Origin of the sequence: Ferrimonas sediminum, assembly GCF_900100175.1 — a bacterium.
In the GTDB taxonomy this organism is placed as follows: Bacteria; Pseudomonadota; Gammaproteobacteria; order Enterobacterales; family Shewanellaceae; genus Ferrimonas; species Ferrimonas sediminum.
This window is the reverse complement of the sequence record NZ_FNEM01000013.1, coordinates 81,311-103,233: the sequence shown is the minus strand read 5'-3', so window position 1 is coordinate 103,233 and position 21,923 is coordinate 81,311. Positions and strand designations below refer to the sequence as shown.

Annotated in this window: 20 protein-coding genes and 1 riboswitch; of the genes, 4 read left to right on the top strand and 16 right to left on the bottom strand. The window is 59.3% G+C overall.

Annotated features, from left to right (window positions below; all coding sequences use genetic code 11):
• Positions 1-7: 7 nt before the first annotated feature.
• The 7 genes from BLT77_RS14375 to BLT77_RS14345 all read right to left on the bottom strand — a co-directional run bounded on the left by BLT77_RS14375 (position 8) and on the right by BLT77_RS14345 (position 5,928).
• Positions 8-799, bottom strand: a complete 792-nt coding sequence (locus BLT77_RS14375; protein ID WP_090366620.1) for an ABC transporter substrate-binding protein — start codon at positions 797-799, stop codon at positions 8-10.
• On the bottom strand, positions 750-1,487 hold the full coding sequence (locus tag BLT77_RS14370; protein ID WP_090366618.1) for an ABC transporter ATP-binding protein: 738 nt from the start codon (positions 1,485-1,487) through the stop codon (positions 750-752). The genes BLT77_RS14375 and BLT77_RS14370 overlap by 50 nt, the downstream gene beginning before the upstream one ends.
• Entirely contained in the window at positions 1,480-2,430 is a 951-nt protein-coding gene (locus BLT77_RS14365; RefSeq protein ID WP_090366616.1) for a FecCD family ABC transporter permease, read from the bottom strand. The genes BLT77_RS14370 and BLT77_RS14365 overlap by 8 nt, the downstream gene beginning before the upstream one ends.
• A complete protein-coding gene (locus BLT77_RS14360; protein ID WP_090366614.1) occupies positions 2,427-3,176 on the bottom strand; it encodes an ABC transporter permease in 750 nt (249 codons plus the stop codon). The genes BLT77_RS14365 and BLT77_RS14360 overlap by 4 nt, the downstream gene beginning before the upstream one ends.
• Positions 3,169-4,035, bottom strand: a complete 867-nt coding sequence (locus tag BLT77_RS14355) for an ABC transporter ATP-binding protein (protein ID WP_090366612.1) — start codon at positions 4,033-4,035, stop codon at positions 3,169-3,171. Before BLT77_RS14355 ends, BLT77_RS14360 begins: the two co-directional genes overlap by 8 nt.
• Positions 4,036-4,081: 46 nt before the next feature.
• Entirely contained in the window at positions 4,082-5,053 is a 972-nt protein-coding gene (locus tag BLT77_RS14350; RefSeq protein ID WP_090366610.1) for a sirohydrochlorin cobaltochelatase, read from the bottom strand.
• A 163-nt stretch (positions 5,054-5,216) separates the two neighbouring features.
• Positions 5,217-5,414, bottom strand: a riboswitch (cobalamin riboswitch).
• An 82-nt stretch (positions 5,415-5,496) separates the two neighbouring features.
• A complete protein-coding gene (locus tag BLT77_RS14345; RefSeq protein WP_090366608.1) occupies positions 5,497-5,928 on the bottom strand; it encodes a hypothetical protein in 432 nt (143 codons plus the stop codon).
• A 399-nt stretch (positions 5,929-6,327) separates the two neighbouring features.
• On the opposite strand from BLT77_RS14345, the gene BLT77_RS14340 reads away from it, so the two are divergent.
• The 3 genes from BLT77_RS14340 to BLT77_RS14330 all read left to right on the top strand — a co-directional run bounded on the left by BLT77_RS14340 (position 6,328) and on the right by BLT77_RS14330 (position 10,505).
• Positions 6,328-7,542, top strand: a complete 1,215-nt coding sequence (locus BLT77_RS14340; RefSeq protein ID WP_090366665.1) for an NnrS family protein — start codon at positions 6,328-6,330, stop codon at positions 7,540-7,542.
• An 81-nt stretch (positions 7,543-7,623) separates the two neighbouring features.
• Positions 7,624-9,003, top strand: coding sequence for an ammonia-forming cytochrome c nitrite reductase subunit c552 (locus BLT77_RS14335; RefSeq protein ID WP_245709960.1), 1,380 nt, complete (start codon positions 7,624-7,626; stop codon positions 9,001-9,003).
• 344 nt (positions 9,004-9,347) lie between these two features.
• Positions 9,348-10,505, top strand: a complete 1,158-nt coding sequence (locus tag BLT77_RS14330; protein ID WP_090366605.1) for a GGDEF domain-containing protein — start codon at positions 9,348-9,350, stop codon at positions 10,503-10,505.
• 362 nt (positions 10,506-10,867) lie between these two features.
• Here BLT77_RS14330 and BLT77_RS14325 read toward each other — a convergent pair whose 3' ends face one another.
• Both BLT77_RS14325 and BLT77_RS14320 read right to left on the bottom strand, forming a co-directional pair.
• On the bottom strand, positions 10,868-12,031 hold the full coding sequence (locus BLT77_RS14325; RefSeq protein WP_090366603.1) for a BamA/TamA family outer membrane protein: 1,164 nt from the start codon (positions 12,029-12,031) through the stop codon (positions 10,868-10,870).
• 3 nt (positions 12,032-12,034) lie between these two features.
• Positions 12,035-12,919 carry a hypothetical protein gene (locus BLT77_RS14320; RefSeq protein ID WP_090366601.1) on the bottom strand — a complete coding sequence of 295 codons (885 nt, stop codon included), beginning with the start codon at positions 12,917-12,919 and terminating at the stop codon, positions 12,035-12,037.
• 220 nt (positions 12,920-13,139) lie between these two features.
• Here BLT77_RS14320 and BLT77_RS14315 point away from each other — a divergent pair, with 220 nt between their 5' ends.
• Complete coding sequence (locus BLT77_RS14315) at positions 13,140-14,414, top strand: DUF4056 domain-containing protein (protein ID WP_245709959.1); 1,275 nt, start codon at positions 13,140-13,142, stop codon at positions 14,412-14,414.
• Here BLT77_RS14315 and cobD read toward each other — a convergent pair.
• The 7 genes from cobD to BLT77_RS14280 are packed head-to-tail and all read right to left on the bottom strand — an operon-like array spanning position 14,411 to position 21,918.
• Positions 14,411-15,415 (bottom strand): threonine-phosphate decarboxylase CobD, encoded by a 1,005-nt coding sequence (gene cobD / locus BLT77_RS14310; protein WP_090366599.1) that lies wholly within the window; start codon positions 15,413-15,415, stop codon positions 14,411-14,413. The genes BLT77_RS14315 and cobD overlap by 4 nt on opposite strands.
• Positions 15,412-16,338: an adenosylcobinamide-phosphate synthase CbiB gene (gene cbiB / locus BLT77_RS14305; RefSeq protein WP_245709958.1), complete on the bottom strand. Its 927-nt coding sequence runs from the start codon at positions 16,336-16,338 to the stop codon at positions 15,412-15,414. Before cbiB ends, cobD begins: the two co-directional genes overlap by 4 nt.
• Positions 16,332-17,306: a TIM barrel protein gene (locus BLT77_RS14300; RefSeq protein WP_090366597.1), complete on the bottom strand. Its 975-nt coding sequence runs from the start codon at positions 17,304-17,306 to the stop codon at positions 16,332-16,334. The genes cbiB and BLT77_RS14300 overlap by 7 nt, the downstream gene beginning before the upstream one ends.
• The gene (gene cobS, locus BLT77_RS14295; protein ID WP_090366595.1) at positions 17,303-18,064 is read right to left on the bottom strand and encodes an adenosylcobinamide-GDP ribazoletransferase; all 762 of its coding nucleotides are present in this window, start codon (positions 18,062-18,064) and stop codon (positions 17,303-17,305) included. Before cobS ends, BLT77_RS14300 begins: the two co-directional genes overlap by 4 nt.
• On the bottom strand, positions 18,064-19,380 hold the full coding sequence (locus tag BLT77_RS14290) for a cobyrinic acid a,c-diamide synthase CobB (RefSeq protein ID WP_090366593.1): 1,317 nt from the start codon (positions 19,378-19,380) through the stop codon (positions 18,064-18,066). Before BLT77_RS14290 ends, cobS begins: the two co-directional genes overlap by 1 nt.
• Positions 19,377-20,843, bottom strand: coding sequence for a cobyric acid synthase (locus BLT77_RS14285; RefSeq protein WP_090366591.1), 1,467 nt, complete (start codon positions 20,841-20,843; stop codon positions 19,377-19,379). The genes BLT77_RS14290 and BLT77_RS14285 overlap by 4 nt, the downstream gene beginning before the upstream one ends.
• A 10-nt stretch (positions 20,844-20,853) precedes the next feature.
• Positions 20,854-21,918 (bottom strand): nicotinate-nucleotide--dimethylbenzimidazole phosphoribosyltransferase family protein, encoded by a 1,065-nt coding sequence (locus BLT77_RS14280; protein ID WP_090366588.1) that lies wholly within the window; start codon positions 21,916-21,918, stop codon positions 20,854-20,856.
• Positions 21,919-21,923: the final 5 nt, after the last annotated feature.

The window sequence follows — 21,923 nt, the reverse complement described above, 5'->3', positions numbered from 1 at the left end:
TTTTAAATCAAAGGTTATCTCCTTGGTGCAAAAAGACCTGGTTCAGATCCAGGGCCACAGAAAACGAGTGGCCATTGGCGCGGGAAAACCGCAGCTGGTCGACTTTCAGCGCCGTGGCGTTAAGGTGACGATAATGGGACCGGCGCAGCGGCGGCGTCGGCGACGGGTTCATCGGCCCCTGCTGGTACAGGTAGTAATCCGGCTGGCTCATCAGTACCCCCTCGATACTGAATTTCACCAACTTGCGACTGGACGGGGTCACCAGCTGACCGCCGGCGGCCGCGACTATGTCGGCAGCGATGTTGCCCTTTCCGGCCACGGTCAGAGGCATTTCAGTGACCTCATAGACCACTCTGGGCCTGGCGGATACCGGCTTGATCTGCTGTCGCAGCTGTTGCAGTTCGGCGGCCACCGCATTGGCGCGACGACGGCAGTCCAGCGCCGTGCCCAAACGGGCCAACTCGGTCAACACCCCGTCTAACGTCACCGGCTGGTACCAAAACACATCGGCGCCCACCAGCCGGGCCATTTCCGCGCTGAAAAAGCGCTCACTGGCCACCACAATCAGATCCGGATCCAGGGACTTGATCAGCTCCAGGTTGGGCTTAATGTGACTGCCCAGCCGCAGCGCGTCAGGAAAGTCCTCATTGGAGCGGGTCACCCCCACCACCTTGTGCGCCTGGCCCAGTCGCTGAAACAGATCCCCGGCCGCCGGCGCCAGCAGCACCACCCTGTCGTAGGCCGCGGCCTCAGCAGCGAAAACTAAAACTATCAGTACCCAAAGAGACCGAAACATCATAAACCTCAGACAACAGTTGCGGGGTCACATCGCGACGCGGTACGTCATGCAGCAACCGTCCCGCCTTAAAAAACAGAAAACGATCAAAATGACGATGGGCCAGATTGATGTCATGCACCGAGGTCACTACCGTCGCCTCCAGTTGCGCCAGATGACTGAAGATCTGCAGCGTATGCCGCACATCCAGGCTGGAGTTCGGCTCATCCAGATAGACGATGGGGGTGGCCTGATTCAGCACTCGGGCCATCATCACCCGTCGCTGCTCGCCACCGGACAACTCGCCATAGCCGCGGTCCTGGTATCGCAGTACATCCAGCAAGGCCAGCAGTTCCCGGGTCTGACGCCGGTCCTCGTCGCTGTACTGGCCCCCTTTCAGGTGGGCAAAGCGCCCCATCAAGGCCACCTCGGCCACGGTAAAAGGAAAGGCGATGTCGGAAGATTGCGACAACAGGGAGAACAACGTTGACCGCTGCGGGAACCCCAACTGAGCCAGGGGACGACCGCCGTACTCAATGGTGCCGCTCTGTGGCGTTAACAGCCCGCTGAGCAGCCCCAGCAGCGTGCTCTTGCCGCAGCCGTTTTCACCCATCAACGCCACCTTTTCACCGGGGCGGATGACCAACTCATCGACCTCGAGAGAGAACTGGTCTCGCCTGTAGACCAACAGATCCACTCGTATCTCAGCCATTCCACAAACTTCCTCTGCGAGTGTGCAGCAAATAAAAGAAGAACCCGCCACCAACCACGGCGGTGATGATGCCCACCGGCAACTCCGCCCCGCCGGGGATCACCACACGGGAAACCGCATCGGAGACCACCAACAGACCACTGCCCATCACGGCGGAATAGAACAGGTTATTGTTCATGTCACTGCCAAACAGACTTCGGGCCACATGGGGCACAATCAGGCCCACAAAGCCGATGATGCCGGAAAAGCTCACCGCGACCGCCACCAACAGGGTCGACAGCACAAAGGCACTGGCCCGCAGTCGCTGCACATTGACCCCCAGGCTCTGGGCCGAGGCTTCATCCAGGGCCAACAGGTTCAGTGCCACCGCCCGGCGGCTTAAAAATAGATAGGTCAGCGCCAGCAACCCTGCGCACAGGGCCAGGCGATCCCAGCTGACCAGGAAGATGCCCCCCATCAGCCAGTAGACAATGGCATTGAGGGAGTCTTCGAAGTAGTACTTGGCAAAGCTGATCACTGCCGAGGCGATGATGTTCATCACCACCCCGGCCAGAATCATGGTCACCGGATTGATGCGGCCCCGATGCTGTGACATGCGGTAGACCAGCACCAGGCCGGCCATGCCGGTGGCAAAGGCGCACACCGACACCCAATAGCCGGGCACCCCCAGAGCGATGGCCAGCACCGCTCCAAGCGCCGACGACGACGCCGCCCCGGTGGTGAAGCTGTCCGCCAGAGGGTTCTTCAGGGTCAACTGGTAGACGCTGCCGCTGAGCCCGAGCATGGCGCCAATCAGTGCCGCAAACAGCACTCTGGGCAGCCTCAGCTCCAGCAGAATATCCCGCTGCAGCGGCGACAACGACAGCGGATCCAGCCATTGCGGGCCTGCCAGCATCGCCACCGCCCCCGCCAGCATCAGCACAATTATGGCCAGCCCCCTCATGGTTCCAGCCTGTTCAGGGTGCGCAGCGCCAGTGCCAGCAACAGCAGGTTCAGGGCAGCCATCATCATCAGGGCAACCTCACTCAGAGGCTGACCGAGCAAAGCCGACCTCAGCAATTCGGCGCTGTAGGTCAGCGGTGAGGCCATCGCCACCACCTGGATCAGCCAGGGCATCTGATCCACCGGGAAAAACGTACCGGAGAGAAACATCATCGGTGTGATCACAAAGGCGTTCATCGAAGCCTGATCCCGGTGGTTTTTCATCTTCAGCGCCACGATAAAGCCAATCAATGAAAACGCCATCAGGTGCAGGGGCAACACCAGCCACAGCGAAGGACCGAAGCTGAGTCCCACGCCGCACAAGGCGGCATACAGGGCGATGATCGCCACCGGGATCAGCCCGCGGGTCATGCCGTACATCACCTCTCCGGCGACGACCTGCCAACGCTGATTGGGTGCCAGCAGAAACTCCTCAAAGATCTTCAGGTAGAAACGACTGATGTTGATCTCGGTGGCGATGTTGTAGCTCTGATTCATGCTGGCCATGGCCAGCAACCCCGGCAGCAGGAAGGTCAGGTAATCGACGCCGTTGACCTGGGCGTCCTGACCGACCCCAAAACCGAAGGCCATCAAATACAGAAACGGCGGCACTGCGGCCGCCAGCACCACCCGCAGCAATTTCTTTCTCAATACCAGGGTCTCGCGGTAGTAGATGCCGGTGACGGTGCTAAAGGGCGCGTTAGCCATGATTCACCAACCTGGTTCCGGTCATCTGCAAAAACGCGTCTTCCAGGCTGGTTTCCCGAATCACCGCCGTCTCCTCGATCTGGGCCAATCTGGCCAACGCCTGTGCCCGGCTATCAAAAAACTCCTGTTGCGGCGTTACGGTTCCGGTCTCAACCACATAGGCTCCTAATGCTTGTTTTAACGACTGGCAGCTGCCGTCGGCAATGATCCGGCCCCGCTCGATAAACACCACCCGCGACGCCAGTCGCTCCGCCTCTTCGAGGTAGTGGGTGGTCAGAAAGATGGTGCAGCCCTGCTGCTGATTGATTTTGCCGAGGAAGGACCACATGATGCGGCGGCTGTGGGGGTCCAGCCCCACCGTTGGCTCATCGAGAAACAGAATTTTGGGTTTGTGCATCAGCGCCCGGGCGATCACCAGGCGCCGCTTCATGCCCCCGGACAGCTTTTCCGCCGGCGTGGTCCGGTGCTCCTCCAGCCCCGCAAACACCAGGCTGTCCTCGATGGCTTGTGCCAATTCCGCGCCGCGCATCTGATACAACAGCCCGTGCACCCGTAAGTTCTCTTCCGGTGTCAGCTCCCGGTCGATGTTGTTGTGCTGAGGCACCAGGCCAATCAGCTTTTTCAACGCCAGTCGATTGGGGTGATAGGCTTCGCCCTGATAATGGATCTCACCGGCATCGGGGCTCAGCAGGCCGGTCAGCATCTTGATCAGGGTGGTTTTTCCAGCGCCATTGGGGCCAAGAAAGGCACAGATCTCACCGGCCTTAAGCTCGAAACTGATGTCGGCGACCGCCTGACGGGCACCAAAGGCCCGTTGCAATCCCCGTCCCTGCAAGACGGCGTGTGTCGATTGAGTCATCGTGGTGGCTTACCTCAAAAGGCGGGGCGCATCGGCGCCCTGTTGCTTACTTCAGGACAATGCCCGCCGCAGCGGCGGCGTCATTGAGGTGATTGAGGTAACGCTGGCGAACCTGAGGGTTGTTGCCCAGTCCAGACAGAATCGGCTCTACCTCCATGCCCAGTTGCTGCAACTGAACCTTCCAGGAGTCCGGTTCGTCACCGGCCATGTCGTTGCTGGCATGATCCCCGGCGACCACCATCAGCGGACGCAGTTGCACCCTGGTCACACCATCCTGCTGCAATCTGGCACTGAGACGATCGAAGTCCGGATGGCCCTCCACCAGCCCCACGTACACCGGCACGTCGGGGTAGTGCTGGTTCATCAGCTCCTCCAGCTCGTAGTACAAGCCGGTTGAGAGATGATCGTTGCCATGGCCCATGTACACCAGGGCGGCGTTACTTCGACGGGCTTGATCGACATCGGCGGCCAGCGCCTGGGTCAATGCCTCAAGGTCATGGCGATACTCCTGCTGCGCGCCCCAGGTGCCCATCAAGGGCCGGCCGACGGTGATACGCTGAAACGGCTTCCATTTGGCCTTCAGGGTGTCAATGCCGCTCAGGGCATCGGTGTACGCCAGCAGATCGGTGAACTCTTCGCCGTGAGTCAGCAAGGTGGTCTGCACCACGATGTCGCGGTAGCCGTCGTTTTGCAGATCCGCCAGGGTACCCAGCACGTTTTTAACCTGGTACAGCTCTGCCGGAATCTCGGGATGCGCCACCTGATAGTCGCGGTCGTCCCGGCGCTGGTGCCATCGCTTACGGATGATGTTGGAAGTAAAGGCAAAACGAACCGGTGTGTCCGGGTAAGCCTGTTGGACGTCGTGCTGGATCTTCAGCAACGAGTCCACGGCCGAGTCGTAAGTGGTTCCGAACGCGGCCAGCACAATGGCAGAGGGTTCAGGTTGAATCGGCGCCGGAGCGGCAGCGAGATGGGTGCTTAATACCGTCGCCGTCAAAGCAGCAGAAAGGCGTTTCATAGGTCAACATTCCACGGGTGCCCTACAGGCACTCTGGACGGCCAAAGTCCGTAACTGGGTTGCTGGCTATGTCTGTTTCCGGGTCGCCCACGGACACCCGGTTTCATACCAGGATGAAACGGGTTAACACAACATAAATGAGTTCGGGTAGGCCCGCCCGAAGTCCAGCACGTCAGCTTAGGCAGGTCTCCTGACTCCTGACCGTCGCTCCTCCGGCCTTCCCAGCATGCGCCAGTGGCATAGACGTTGGAGCGCTACCCGGGGTAGCGTCAGTTACAGTTGCGGGTACAGTCCGGGCCTCTCACCCGGTTCCCTCACCAATCATGGTGGCCTCTCGGCACCCTAAGCTGAACGCATTGTATAAGCTCAGTTTTTGGGAAACACTGTGGAAAGTTGAAGTGAATTTGCAGCGTTATCAACTCTGTGATCCAGCGCCGATTTGCTCAGAGCCGAATCAGGGCGTAACTGCGAATCGCCTTTTCCAGCTCGGCAAAGTCGTTGATCTGCTCCGACACCACCAACAGCGGCCGGTGCATGGCGTCCTCGACCACCACGGTCTGAGACACCGCATCGTAGCGGGCGTCCTCCACCTCCTGCCACAGGTGGCGGGTAAAGCTGCCGTCACTGCCGGTAATGGTAAAACCGACCCGATCGATCTGAATCTCGCTATCGAGAAACGGGATCAGGCGAATGAGGTGGTAGCTCATCTTCAGGCAACCGGCACTGATGGCCAGGCAGAACAGAAACAGCATCCAGTGGGTGGTATCGATCCAAAATGGAAAAGCGAAGGTCGCCAATCCGGCGCCGGCCAGCAGCGGCAGCTCCAGTTGGGTGCGACTTTTTACCTCGTCCGGATGGCAAAAGATGTGGGTCATGATCCGTATCCCTGTCAGCTTGTGGGTCCCCAAAAGAACGGCGCCGGCCGGCGCGGTTCGCTAACTACAAATCAACTACTTAAATAAGAGTACAACATTTAACCAAAATGTCACAACCGGGTTGCCAGCGACCGGAATTCGCCAATAAACCCACACCACAAGTAAGTAAAAAATCCTCTCGACAGAATGCCTTACCCAATAAGGAGTAGCCCGGTCGTGACTCGGATCACAGCGCGATGGATAGCCGCTACTATTGCTTGTGTATACCAGAGTAATTCACTAAGGTTTAAACCATCATATTGAATGCAACTTATGAGTCGTTCGAGTTAGCGCTGAACACCGCCTCATCAGGTTGCATTCACTATGGACCTGCACCGGCAACCCTGTGAGATCGAGCGCATGCTGAACATTGACGACCCCAACCACATCGAAACCACCCCTGCCCTGTTGCGACTGGGTTTTCGCCCGCTGTTTCTCGGCGGTGCCACCATCGCCTGTATCCTGATTCCGATCTGGCTGTGGGCCTGGTACAGCCCCCAGAGTTCTCCGGTGCTGACCAACGCCTTTTTCAGCCCGGTGATCCCCATCTGGTGGCACCCCCATGAGATGCTGTTTGGCTTTGCCATGGCCATCGTCGCCGGCTTCCTGTTAACGGCGGTGCAAAACTGGACCAATCAACCCGGCCTCAAGGGCACGCCCCTGGCCGTGGTGGTGGCCTGCTGGCTCAGCGCCCGCATTCTGCTGCTGTTGCCCATGGCGATTCCCCTGTGGCTGCCGGCGTTGGCCGACACCGCCTTCCTGTTGCTGACCGCCGCCAAGCTGGCACACAGCATCATCAAGGTGAAGCAGTGGCGCAATGTGGCGTTTCCGGTGCTGATCGCCATCGCCGCCGGCGCCAATCTGTTCAGTTACTACGCCCTGGCCCAGCGGGATATGGTGACCGCCTCCACCCTGTGGCAGGCGATGATCTGGTGGATGGCACTGATGATCAGTTTTGTCGGTGGCCGGGTGGTGCCATTTTTCACCGCCCTGAGACTCAAGATCGACAAGGCCCAGCCTCTGGCCTGGCTCGACTGGCCGGTATTTGCCGGACTGGCGCTGATCGCCATTAACTCGGTGGCCCACGTTGTCAGCGGAATGGCACTGTCGGCACTGCTGGGGGTCACCGGCCTGCTGCAACTGGTCCGCCAGGCACGTTGGTCAGCCCACAAAACCGCCAAAGAGCCACTGCTGTGGTCATTACACCTGAGCTATCTGTGCATCGCCCTGGCGCTTATCGGCATGGCGCTGTTTCCCGATAACCCCCATGCGGAACGTCAACTGCTGCATCTGGTGGGCGTTGGCGCCATCGGCGGCATGTGCCTGGCGATGATCTCCCGGGTCACCCTGGGCCATACCGGCCGCAACATCTACCAGGGCCCGTGGATGTCCCCGGCGTTTGCCGCCATTCTGGTCGCCGCCCTGGTGCGCGCCCTGTTTCCCATACTCTGGCCCCAGTCCACCCAGTTGTGGCACTGGCTGGCCGGCAGCCTTTGGAGCTTCGCCTTTGGCCTGTTCCTGTTGCATTACACCGCTTTCCTGTGCCGGCCCCGTCTCGACGGACGCCCGGGATAGCCATTGGCCGGCCTGCATAGAGAGCGGGCCGGTGGCTTTGTTTTTATACTGAATCCAAGACCCATAATGAGAATAACCACCATGCTCACACCCAAACCCCTGGCCGCACTGGCCCTGTCGGCTCTACTTCTTAGCGCCTGCTCCCCTGCCCCCGAGGTACAGGGTAACGCCAAGTGGCAGGACAGCGCCCCGCTGCAATACCAGTCCTGGCTGACCACCGAAGAAACCGTCGAGCGGGAAGATATGCTGGAACAGCGGCCGCAGATGGTGGTGCTGTGGGCCGGCAGTGCCTACGCCAAGGAGTTTCACAGCCCCCGCGGCCACCGCTTTGCCATCAGCGACGTCAGCAACACCCTGCGCACCGGCGTGGCACCGGCCTCTGCCGATGAAAAGGGGATGTCGGCCAGCTGCTGGACCTGTAAAGGTCCGGACGTGCCGAAAATGATGAACGAGATGGGCGAACTGGCGTTTGCCGGCAGCAACTTTACCGATCTTGGCCCGGAGATGGCCAACAGCATCGGCTGTGCCGACTGTCACCAGGAGGGCACCAATGCCCTGACCCTGACCCGGCCTCACGCCCAAAAGGCGATGGCCAAAGTGAGCCTGCCGTTCGATGAGCAAAACAGCAACATGCAGGGCGCCCAGACCTGTGGCCAATGTCACGTGACCTATTACTTCCAGCCGGAGTCCAGTAACCGGGTCAACATTCCGTGGATCTTCGGCAGCAGCGCCGACGAGATTGAGCGCTACTACGACACCCGCCGCTACTACGAGTGGCTGCACCCGATCTCTCGCACGCCAATGCTCAAAGCCCGTCACCCGGAGTTTGAACACTGGAGCCGCAGCCAGCACGCCAAGCAAGGGGTGACCTGCGTTACCTGCCACATGCCACAGAAGCAAACCGAAGACGGCCAGGCTTACAGCGAGCACAACGTCGGCGGTGCACTGGAGAACTTCGATCTGAGCTGCGTGGCCTGCCACGACAGCAAGGCCGAGCTGACCCGGGCTTTGGCCGACACCAAGGCCGCCATCGATGCCCTGCGCACCGAGATCGAGCTGATGCTGGTCAAGGCTCACTACGAAGCTAAGGCCGCCTGGGATGCCGGTGCCGAGTGGTACTTCATGGATGAGCCGCTGATGGCCATTCGCCACGCCCAGTGGCGCTGGGATTTTGCCATGGCTTCCCACGGCATCCATGCCCACAACCCTCAGGAAGCGATGGCGCTGCTGACCGAAGCCAAGGCCCAGGCTGAACTGGCCCGCACTCAACTGGCCGAGGTACTGACCCAGCTGGAAGTGACCGAGGTGGCCTACCCGGATCTGTCCAGCAAAGCGGCGGCACAAGCGGCGGTGAAGTTGGACATGGAAGCACTGAAATCCGAGAAGGCCAAGTTCATCAACGAACAGGTGTCTAAACACTGGCCGGAAGCCGCCATGCGTGCCCTTAAGTACGAGCATTAATCCACCTTAGAGTTCAAGCGAACCCTTACCATCCGGGTCCTGTTTCAGGGCCCGGATTTTTTTGCTGCTACCCAGGCTCACAGAAGGCGACGGCTGCTCTTGCTAAGGGTAGAGACAAGCTTTGGTAACGCTCAAAGTTTAGGGGATGTTTACAGGGACTTTGTCTGTTTTTAGTACCGAGGTATAGACTTAAACACTAAAAGTGTCATCCTTGGCGGACTTAAAGCCCCCAGCAACAAAAATCCAAATATTCCAACACGATACCATTAACACCAGTTATAATAAGGACAAGAGTGGCCACGTAGAACACCAAGTGCCTAAAAGGCTTTAAATTGAGAATTGTTATGCACTCACTTGACATGAAAACCATTATTACTGTCTATGTGCTAATTAGTTATGCGTGTTCAGCTATGCTAATAGTTGTGTACACTCACAACAAACATAAATTTCAAGGGTTAACTTATCTATTAGCTTGGTCTCTAAGTTTTTCAGTAGGGTTAAATGTTGCTGCTCTTTATCCAGTTTCCCCACCCCTTATTTCAACGGTTGTTTCTAACACCCTGATGTTCGCAAGCGGGGTTTTCTTGGTTTTTGGCATGGCCAGGTACTTGGGTCTAAAGCTAGAACGACGTATCTATTATATAGCCCTAGCAATCTTTCCTTTTATTTACTTCTTTTTAGTAAAAAATCAATACCCAATTTACACTAGAATTATTTTCTTTAACGGGATGATATTACCAGTATATTTACATGTCGCCTATTTAATCTTTATCAAGGCAAGCAGTCAACGTCGAAAACAAGCATCAATCGTTGGGCAGGCCGTTATGCTATTTTTGGCTGTAATAGCACTCAGAATTTTTTATAGTCTAAGTGACATAAAGAGCATTGAATATTTTAACATACAAACACCAGAGAATATTCTTGTCATACTTAGCATGATTTGCGTTATCTTTTTGACATTCTCACTTCAGCTTATGAACAACAGCAGACTCTATTTTGAAGTTGAATATCTTGCAACCATAGACCCTCTTACAAAAGTGTATAACAGACGAAGAATCGAAGATATTGTACATACTCAACTATGCAACCATGAGAGTGATAAGAAATCGCTGCATTTATTTTTAATCGATGTAGATCACTTTAAAAAATTCAATGACAACTATGGACATATTAACGGCGATAGCGGATTGGTGCACATCACAAATATAATAAAAAGAAGCATACGTAAATGTGATTCCGTTGGTCGATGGGGTGGTGAAGAGTTTGTTGTAATATTACCAGGCTTAACCCGAGATGAAGCCATTAAGATTGCGGCAAGATTAGTGAAATCCGTTTGTAACGAAAAAATAGACTTAAACGGTAGGTTGGTAGAGATCTCTATCAGTCTTGGTATCGCCACATTTACAAAAAACTCCAGTTTACAGTCTGTTATTAATCAAGCCGACATCGCTCTTTACAAGGCAAAGGAAAATGGAAGAAATCGTCACGAGGTTTATTCATGACATATTGCTACTTTTGATGATGTCTTTCATTGGGAACCCAATAAACCAGCACGAAAGCAACCCAGCTTGAACTGGGTAGCCCCCAGGACGAAGGCATGGTCAATCATCGGGATCAGCTGCACATCACCGTCTCTCGGTGATGCAGTTTCTCGAGCAGATGAGCCTGCAAGCCGAAGTGTGCTTTATTTCCTGTGAAGTTGACCCGTTTTGCGGGAGAAACCAATGACCGCGTTGTGGCGGCAAGAATCATTGACTCTTGCCGCCCAAATAGAAATCTTTATTACCCGGTATGCTTCTCTATTGCTCACAGCAACAGGGTAACCGCGCGGGTTGTCGACAACGATCACCGGTTACGGCCTTGGCTAAAACGCTTCATTAACCGAAAAGTAGAAACCGCTGTCGCCGTTGCCAAAACCCATATCCAGGCGCACATTCACCCGGGGCTTAACCTCGAACCGATAGCCGACGCCGACACTGTGCAGCCACTTGTCGTCGCCCAACTGGGAGATGGAGTCGGATACCGTCCCCAACCCGGCCCACACCACCATGCCGTGGCGACCACGCAGGTGCTGGCGCCACTCCGCCTGGCCCAGGGTCATCTGCTTGCCCCGGTACTGGCCCTCTTCGTAGCCCCGTAAGTGGTGGCTTCCCCCCAGGTGGCTGAGCTGATCCCAGGGCACATCGCCGCTGCTGAACTCCGCCAGCCACTGCCAGGCCAGTACCGCATCCAGTTGCGTCAGCGACAGGTAGTCGTTGTAGGTCAGGCTGTATTTTTCAAAGTCCTGATCCGACCCCAGCGCTTTACTGAATACCGCCACGTCCGCCTGCAACAGGTGCCCTTCACTGGCGTTAAGGACAAAATCTCGGCTGTCATGAACCAGATGCAGGGTGATGCCGGAACTGACAATGGTGTCGGCAAAAAACGCCGGCCCGCCGCCAGACTCGTAGGCACCATCCAGGTCCCGTGCTTCGGCTCTGGACAGCTCATAACCCACCCCCAGGTAGGTCGCCGGTGCCACTCGCATCAGAAACTGCGGGGTAATACCCAGGGCATTGCGTTCGAAATCGGTTAATTGCGACTCATCGCGGCCGGCGTCGATGCCGGTGCCATAGAAAATGTCCGGTGACGAGGTGAACTCGCCCTCAATGTAGAAGCGGTAACGATCATTGTCGAAAAACGACTTGTTACGCACCTGAACACCGTAGGCGCCATTGACCGAGCCAAAACCGTTGATGGTAATGGAACTGGGCTGAATTCCGTTGCTGGCGTCATCCGCCTGGTACAGCCCCACCGCCGAGATGCCGATGCCAAAGGACTTTTCCGGGGTATAAAACGGTCCAGGCAACAGGCTCCAGTCGATGCCATCATCAGGATTGTAAGCGCCATCGGCGCCCAGCTCCTCCAGTACCCGATCCATCCACAGCGACGCCCGCTGCACCAGGCCGATTTCGGCCCCACTGTTTTCTACAGCCGTAACTGCAGGGGCGGCCAGTATGCAGGCCACCCCAATCCATGCTGATTTCATCAATTAGAATCGCCGTGATACAGAGGCAAAATAGGTTTCTCGATCGCCAAAGCCGATCTCACCCAACAACTCCCACTCGCCCCGCCAGGAGTACATGGCGCCGACCACGCCATTCCAACGGGAGGTGCCTTTCTGGGACACGGCAAACTTGCCGTCACCGGCGATGGCCGCTACTTCGGGAAGCAGATCCGAGATGTTGCCCGACAACTCCTGGTCCATGGCCATGTACATGCCACCGATAAAGGCGCGCATCTCGCTGCCTCGCGCCAGTTCCCAGCGATAGCCCACACGGGGCGCGCCGGTAAAGGTGCCAATCTCGCCGTCCAGGGCGCTGAGGCTGGTGTAGGTGTAGTTCATGTCGACCAGGGCAAACCAGTTGCCGATGCCCCCCGCCAATGTGGTGCCGATGCCGTAGGAGCCGCCATTGAGTTCCAGGGAGAAGGGGGCGCCCTGCACCGCCGGGCCAAGGGCATCGATGGCGGCGCACAGCAGTTTGTCACCGACGCCGCTGACCTTACTGGCATCACAGCCGATGGACTCGATGGTCGCCACCGAATCGCCATCGGTGTAGCCGATGATGCCGTACAGGTTCCAGAACGGGAACACCCACAAGTCGCCGCGTACGGTCATGTTGTAACCGTCAAAGTTGGCGTTGGGTGCATCGACACTGACCGCCTCCAACAGTTCGGTGCCGGTCAGGTTGATGCTGTTCACCTGCACCGGGTTACTGAGATCCATATAGGAGAGCGACAAACCGTAGGGTTTGGGAATGGTGTACCCCCGTGCCCGGGCTTCGTCTCCCCAGATGGGAAACAGCGAGCCCTGCTCTTCGGCGATGGCCGCTCCGCTCAGGGAGGCCAGCAAAACGGTGGTGATAAAACGCGACATAAACATTCTCTGTAACAGACAAGTTGGTGCAACGATTGAAACAACGTGAGTTGCGTTTTGCCCTTGCAGTGACGAGGGCGACTCTCTAACATCCTAAGCTCTCACGCTTAGTGTTTATTTTCAATCGTGTAAAGCATGTGAAAACCGTCGATTGTAGCCATCGATCCCGGTTCAACCCAGAGATATCATCAATTAATTTGTTGGAATTCATTTCAGAGCCATGATCCTGCCCCGCATAACTGTTAGCCTAACTCTGGCCCCGATGATGGTCGGCCTGACGCTGTTGCTGAGCGCCTGTACCACCCAGTGGCAGGGGCACCCCAGACCCGATGCCAATACCATCGCCCGCGCCCTCGGCCACCCCGGCGATGAGATCCAGCTGTGGGATCTGCCCAGCGACAGCATGCCGAACTTCCCCTTGCCCAAAAGCCTGCGCCCCTGCTGCGCCTTCGGTAACATGCAGAAAGTGAAAGTCGGCGCCCTGCCGATCCCGTTGTACCGGATCGGCAACACCGTCGACGCCACCGATATTGGCCCCCACACCTACGATGGCGGCATGCTGGGCTTCACCCGCTCCAGCGTCAGCGCCACTCGAAACTCCGGCACCGAAAACAACGGCATTGTGTACACCAAACGGGGCGGCTTTATCGATCTGGCCCATGTCCGCGACACCGCCGACGATACCGTCGGGCTGTTTTTTCCAATCTTCAAACAGCTGGGCCAGGATCAGGTGATCGAGCTGAAGGGCGAGATCGGCCGTCGCTACGTGCAGTTGCACGCCTTCGATGCCTCGAGCCTGAGCAACCATCAGCGCTGGCAACTGGCCGCCGCACTGGCGGCGCGACTGGCCTACTTCAAGGCCGAGTCCCACGAAATCGCCCAGTGGCGGGGCTACGCCAGCCTGGCCAGTTGGCCGGAAACCGTGTCCGCCTACAGCCCGGAGGATCTGTACTCCAATATGCTGGGGGCCAAGCTGTCGCTGGCGTTGATTCAATCGAAATTGGTGCTCAACAGCCAGTTGTACGATCAAAGTATGACGGTGTGGCTAGAGGAAGCGATTCACTGGTTGGGGGGCGTCAGTGCCAAAGAGACCAACGCCCTGTTTGATGTGGTCGACGGCCACTGGTGGGACTCGAGCCGTGCCATTCCGGAGAAATACCTGGTGTTAAAGCGCCATTACCAGATGGGCGACAGCCAACTGCCCCACCGGGTGCCGGTGTCACTGGCCCGAAACCACTGGCAATGGCCGCCGCTGGCGGCACTGTACGCCGGCCAGCCACAGAGCCAACCCCTGTCTCTGGCCAGCCGACTGTTCGGGTTGTCTCTGGATGAGATTGGCGAGTTACGCCTGGAGGTCGACCCGGCCTATCAGGCCAGCTTTGCGCACCTGCCGCCGACGCTGTGGCAGCAGGGCTTCAGCCACCGGCAGTTTGCCGACATCGCCCTGGCGGATGAGCGCCTGGATCGAGCCGAGCTGGCCGACCTAGGCCACTAGTTCAGAGTCAGCAGCGCCTCCTGCAGGCGCTGCCACTGCTCGGCGCTGCTGGGCAGGCCAATCCGCAATCCGTCCTTTTCATCGGTCAGACGCACCAGAATGCCCTGCTGGCACAGTTGTCGGTGCCACTGCTCGGCGTGGTCGCAGATCAGGGTCTGAAACAGCGGGGTACCGGACAAGGTTCCCGGCAGAGACGACAGCATCGCCGCCAGTCGCAGCGCCGCCCGCTCCAACCGGGCCCGTTGCGATTGCTGCCAGGCCCTGTCCGCCAATGCCTGCCGGCACGCCTCCCGCGACGGTCCGGCCACGGTCCAGGGACCCAGCAGATCCGTAAGCGCCATTAACAGCTCCTGCTCCGCCAGTACAAAGCCCGCGCGAATGCCCGCTAGGCCGAAGAACTTACCGATGGATCGCAGCACCACCAGGTTGGGCTGGGGACACCAGTGGCTGATGGAGTCCTTGGGATCGACATCGGCGAACGCTTCGTCCACCAGCAGGGTGCCCTCCTGCTCGGCCAACTGGCGGTGCCACTGCATCAACCGCATCGACGGCACCCGGTGACCGGTGGGATTATTGGGGTTGATCACCACCAGCGCCTGCACCTGAGCCAACAGCGCCGAGTCCGGCTCGTTGTCGTACAACTCGGCCCGCCAACCGGCCCTAAGCCAGGCTTTCTGATGTTCTTTGTAACCGACGCGGGGTAAAGCCACTACCGGCTCCTGAGGCAGTTCGGTCATGGTTTTCAACACCAAGGGCAACGCCTGAATCGCCGCCTGGGAGCCGGCCACCGGCAGCAGCGACTGGCAGTCGTAATAGCGCCGGGCCACCCGCTCCAGGCCATCCTCCTCTTCCGGCAGTCGGTTCCACTGCTCCAGAGCGATGGGCTCTAAAGGGTAGGTCCAGGGGCTGACGCCGGTGGACAGATCCAGCCACCGGGATCGATCGATGCCAAATTCGGCCACCGCCTGTCTCAGGCGGCCGCCATGGTGCAATGCGCTCATAGGGCGCCCTCCACAACAACTGCTATCATCATCAAGGCGACCGCCCATAGAGCGGCGCCCCGGTTTACCAACGCCACCGCCTGGTCAATGGCACGCCAGTCGGCCTCGGGGCCCTGCCCCAGCAACGGCTTATCGCACTGGTAACCATCGTACTCGGCGCGGCCACCAATGGTCACCCCCAGGGCACCGGCGCCACTGGCCATGACCGGGCCGCCGTTGGGGCTGGCACATTGACGGCCCTGCTGCCAGGCGCAGCGCAGCGCCGTGGCCAACCGGCCCCGGCCGGCCCCCTGTATGGCGTAGGTCAACACGCACAGGCGCGCCGGCAGGTAGTTCAACAGATCATCCCAGCGGGCCGCAGCCCAGCCAAAACGGCGATACCTGGCGTTTTTATAGCCCCAACGCGCATCCAAGGTATTGGCAATACGGTAGATAATGGCGCCTGGCGCCCCTGCCACCATATACCAGAACAGGGTACCAAACACGGCATCATTGCCATTTTCCAACATCGACTCCACCGTGGCACTGACCACCTGGGCTTGTGACAGGGTCTGGGTCTTGCGGCTGACGATGTAGCCGACCCGCTCCCTGGCCAACGAAAGATCCCCCTGCTTTAACGCCGCCGCCACCGCCTGGCCATGTTCCCCAAGGCTGCGGCCACCGAGACACAGGTACAGCACCAACGCCTCGGCCCACCAGGGCCAGGGCAAAGCCATCAACAACAGTGCCGGCAGTGTCAGCACGGCCAGCGCCACTGCGCCGCGCCAACGACGATCGCCGTACAGTTTCTGCTCTGCCAGAGTAATAAGGCGTCCCAAACCGATTAATGGATGAAACCGGGTCGGTTCGCCCAGAAGGCGGTCCAGCAGCAGTGCCAGGCACACCACCAGTGCCACTTGCCAGCAGTCGGCCCCCATCAACATGAGATCACCAAGGCCTGCTGTTGCTCACAGGCTCGTTGCCACTGTTCCAGGGAGTCCTGCGCCAGTTCATGCACTAGGTGCTCGGGCTCGATGGCCGCCAGCAGCGGTCGCAGATCGCTATTGGTAAAAGGGTGATGACCGTCTATCTGAGTCACGTGTTTCAATGCCACCTCCAGTCGATACCAGAAATCCGCACAGCCCCGATACGGCTCATGCGTCTGTTTGGCCGCCTCGATATAGGCGCCATTGAGGCTGCAATTCAGGTGCAGCGTATGAATCTCGTCAGTCAGATCCAGCGATTTTAACCGCTGCTGCAAGAACGCCACGCCCTCCTGCTCAGTGCGCAGGCCGGTATGGGTAGCCATCATATGGCCGGCATCAAAGCACAGCCCGCAGTTATCGTAATTCACCCACTGACGCAGGGTGTCGTACTCCTGACGGCTGTCGAGGCGAAAACTGCCGGGCCACCACAGATTTTCAAACAGTAGCCGGCCGGAAAAGCGACTCTGCGCCATCGCGGCGTTGATCAGCTCGGCGCACACCTTGAGGGTATCGCGCCAGTGCCAGGGAAAGCGCTGGCTGAACAGGTTGTCCATGTCGCAGGTGACCGGATGGAACACCACGTAGGGCGCCCCCAGATCCGCCGCCAGATTCAGCTGGTGCACATAGATAGCCACCAGGTGCTCCGGGTCACGGCTGCCGTAGAAATGCTCCACGGTTTGCCAATCTCCAAATATGGCCATCAATGCGTCCTGATCCCGGTGCCAGAACGGGGTCAGAATCGGGAAGAACGTCAGGTGCAGCCCACCCACCAGATCCTGTGGCACCTGGCCCGCATCAAACTGGCCATGGGGGGCGATCTCATAACCGTCCAGTCCCGCCGATTGCAGCCACTGCCGGGCGTGTGACCAGTCCCGAAGCAGATGCCCGGGAGCCGGGTTTACCGTTACATTCAACAGCTGTTTCATAGATAGCCCTGATTGAACAACGCCACCAACACCAGCAGGGTCACCAGCTCTACCACCTGCTCGGTGGCACCCAGGGTGTCGCCAGTGTAGCCCTGAATGTGGCGATTCATGTTCCAGACCATCCAGGCGAAGGCGCCGCTCCAGGCCAGCACCAACACCGCCGCCGCCTCATAAGGCAGTGCCAACAAAGGCACCGCGGCGCAGATCATCAGCGTCAACTGGGCCAGGTAGCCCGGCGCGCGATCCCGCTGCGGCGTTTTGCTGTTGCCGTCGTCCCGGGCATAGGGCAGCAATACCGGCACCAGACCGGCCACGGCGCGACCGCCACCATGGCTTATCACCAGCGCCAGCATCGCCAGCCCCAGCGGCAGCGTCGACAACGCCACTACCTTGATGGCAAACGCCGCCATCAGGGCCAGAACCCCGTAGGTGCCGATCTGGCTGTCTTTCATGATCTCGAGCTTACGCTGACGCAGCCAGTGACCACCAAAACCGTCGCACCAATCCGCCAGCCCATCCTCATGGAAGGCGCCGGTCAGTCGCAGCACCAGCACCAGTACCAGTACCACCGCCAACGGCTGGCCGAGGTAGGGTTCAAGCAACCACAGACACCCGGCCGCCAACGCGCCAATCAACAGACCAATCAGGGCAAACCACCGCGCCGCGCGGGCAACGCTGTCGCCATCAAACGGCACCCAGGCCGGCATCGGCAAGCGGGTCAGAAACCCCAGTGCGGTCAGAATCAGTTTCGGGTGCATCACGACTCCTTGTTGGCATCAAACCAGCGCGCCACCAGCGCCGGAGCACTGGCAAAGTACCAGTGAACGTAGGACGCCACCACTCGCCGGTGAGTGTACACCGGCTCGCCGACCCGCACCCGGCCGCGCTGTACCGCTTCGGTGACAGGCGTCAGCTGGATGTCGCTGCTGGAGTAATGAAAACAGTGGCCCTTGATCTGATTCTGCTCCAGTTCGGCGACCAGAATGCCGATGCCCTGCAGCCGCGACTGCATGATCGCCGATCCCGGCAGGGCCCCCACCATGGCGTGGATCTGGCCCTCAATATCGGTCAGTTGCTGCAGCAGATACAACATGCCGCCGCACTCCGCCACCACCGGCTTGTCGGCCTCGATGTGGTCACGAATCTGTTGAGACAGCACGTTATTAGCGCCTAGGGCGCCGGTGTGCAGTTCCGGATAGCCCCCGGGCAGATACAGGCTGTCGCAGGTCGGCAACCCCTCTCCCGCTAACGGCGAGAATGTCACCAGCTCGGCCCCCAGTTGCGTCAGCAGGGACAGGTTGTCGTGATAGACAAAGGCAAAGGCGGCATCCTGGGCGACGGCGATACGTTGCCCGGCCAGGGGCTGCCCCAGACATTGAAGGGCCTCATCTTCCGGCCCGGCCTGAAACGCCACCGGCTCAGGCAGCGGCATGTCGCAACTTTCTCCAAGCTTTTGGGCCGCGGCATCCAGCCAGGCGTCCAGATCCGGCAACTCCTCGGCCTGAACCAGTCCCAGGTGGCGATCGGGCAATGCCAGCGACTCATCCCGGGGCAACCAGCCGCAAAACGCAATGCCGTCCGGCACGCTGTGACGCAGCAGGGTGGCATGACCGGCACTGCCGACCTGATTGGCCACCACTCCGAACAGGGTCACGTCGGGGCGATAATGGGCCAGACCACAGGCAATCGCCCCAAAGGTCTGGGCCATCTTGGCCGCCGGAATCACCGCCAGCGCGGGTACCCCGAAGGCCACCGCCAGATCGGCACTGGAGGTGGTGCCATCGAACATCCCCATCACCCCTTCAATCAGGATCAGATCCGCCTCGCGGGCGGCCCGATAAAGGTGACGACGACACTGGGCTTCGCCCATCATGCCCAGGTCCAGCTGATAGGCGGGCTCGCCGCTGGCCACTTCGTGAAACTTGGGGTCGATAAAATCCGGACCGGTCTTAAACACCCGCACCCGCTTGCCCCGGTTGCGCCAGTAACGGGCCATGGCCGCCACCACCGTGGTTTTGCCGCTGTCGCTGGCCGGTGCGGTCACCAGCAGCGCCGGACAGTGAGCCACCGTCATGAGCGCCACCCCGCCACAGGGGCAAACAGGGTATCCAGATCCAGGTGCGCTTCCAGCGCATCGGCCAGGCGGTCGATGCCCTGCTCCCGCAATACGGCCATATCCTGAGCCTTGGCATGGGGGGCCTCCAAGCCCGCCCAGCGCAGCAACAGATTGCAGGCCTCGGGCTGATCAAACACCCCATGGAGGTAGCCGCCCAACACCTGGCCATTGCCCGAACAGGCGCCATCGGCGATCCCATCCAGCTCAAACGGCTGGGTGCCGCTGACCTCGGTGTGACCGGCATGAATCTCATAGCCTTCCACGTCGGCAGTTTCTCCCAGCAGAGTGAGTTGCCCCCGAACCCGGGTCAACTGCTTGGCGGTGGCCAGAGTGGTGCGGGTCGCCAGGTAACCCAATCCCTCGCTGCTGCCGGGCTGGCCTTCGACGCCATGGGGATCGTCGATGCTCTGGCCCAACATCTGATAGCCCCCGCAGATGCCAATCACCTTGCCGCCAAAGCGCAGGTGACGGGCGATCTGCGCATCCCAGCCCTGCTCTCTTAATGCCTGCAGATCGGCGCGGGTACTCTTGGAACCCGGCAGAATAATCAGATCCGCCGCAGGCAAGGGTTGGCCGGGGCGCACAAACTGCAGGTCCACCTTGGGGTGCAACCGCAACGCGTCAAAATCGGTGTGATTGCTGATGCGCGGCAAACCGGGCACCACCACTCGAAAACGGGCATCCTCGTCGGTCTGCTGGACATTGATGGCGTCTTCCGCTTCCAGGTACAGTCCCTTTAAGTAGGGCACCACCCCCAGCACCGGCACGCCGGTTTTCTCCTCCAGCCATTCCAGACCAGAGTCCAGCAAGCTGGGATCGCCGCGAAAACGGTTGATGATAAAGCCTTTTACCAGGCCTTTTTCCTGTTTCGACAGCAATTCATAGGTGCCGTACAGGTGGGCAAACACGCCGCCGCGATCGATGTCGGCGACGATCACCACCGGCACCCCGGCCGCCAGGGCAAAGCCCATGTTGGCGATGTCGTGCTCGCGCAGGTTGATCTCCGCCGGACTGCCCGCCCCCTCTACCAGACGGGCGTCCGCCTGCTGCCCCAGCTCCTCAAAGGTGTCCACCACCAGTTGCAATAGCTTGGGTTTAAAATCGTGGTAGCCGCGGGCGTCCATGTCGGACAACGCCTTGCCGCGAACAATCACCTGGGCGCCGGTATCGGTGTTGGGCTTGAGCAACACCGGGTTCATCAACACACTGGGCTCAAGGCCACAGGCCTGCGCCTGCACCGCCTGCGCCCGGCCAATCTCACCGCCCTCTTTGGTCACGGCGCTGTTCAGCGCCATATTTTGCGGCTTAAATGGGGCCACCCGTACCCCACGACGGGCCAACACCCGACACAATCCCGCCACCATTACGCTTTTTCCGGCATCACTGGTGGTGCCCTGAACCATTAACGAATAACTGCTCATCGTCTCTCTCTTATTGAAATTGCGATTGGTGACGTGTGCACGCCTGTTCCAAAGTAGTGATGATGTCGTCGGCATCCAGCCCCAGCTCTTCCGCCAGTACCAGCACCCCGCCCAGGCCACAGCCTTCGACCACCAGCCCCTGCTCATAGCGTTGCAAACACTCGAGGCCACTGAGGCCGAAGTCGGTCTGATGCAACCCCAGTCGCCAATCTTGAGGCAGGTGGCTCAGCACCGACTGGCCGTCGGCCGCCATCACCCAGCGGGTGGTATCCACCCGGCCACCGAGATCCGGCCGCACTCGGGCCGCTGCAATGAGCGGGGCCACAAACATCATGCCGCCGGCCAGGTGCGGCACCGGCAACGACGCCGGCCAATGACACAGCAACCCGAACAGAGCCCGCTGTATCTGGTCGTGAAACTGCGGACTGGCCAGCAGTGCCTCGACATCAAACTGCCCATGTAGGCGGCGATACTCCTGTTCCAGCTGAGCCAGCAAACGCGACTTTTGCGCCAGTTTGTCGGCGTCTTTGGTGCTGCCGGCGGGACTGAGCGTCAACCCGGTCAACAGTCGCAACCACAAGGTGGAAAAGGTGGTGCCGCCGACGCCACACTCCGCCAAAATGCTAATGCAGCCCCGCTCTGCCTGGGCAGTCAACTCCGGCAGCAACTGCTCCTGAATCAGCACGCCGGTATCCACTTGCAGGCCACCATGATGCTGGCAATGGGAAAACCAGTCGCTACAGCCCGGCTGTGGGCTCTGAACCTGGAAGTTGTAACTACGAAATTCAATGGCATGGCCGGCCTGATGCAGGCGATTGAGCATGCCCCGGGTCAGGACCGCCGGACTGATGCCACCGTTATCCAGCAGCCCTTTGGCCGTCAGCGGTGTGGGCCGGGGCGGGCTGGGGAACGGCGTCAGGGCAATGCCGTTGGCGATCAGTTCACTGTCCCGGGTCGGCGTCAGGTGCATCAGATTCTGGCCGGCGCCGGCATCGGACAACTGATGCAGCTGCGGCAACTGAGTGGCCGCGCCATTGAGAATGTTGAAGGCGATGGTGGGCTTAGGGTACGTCATAGCGG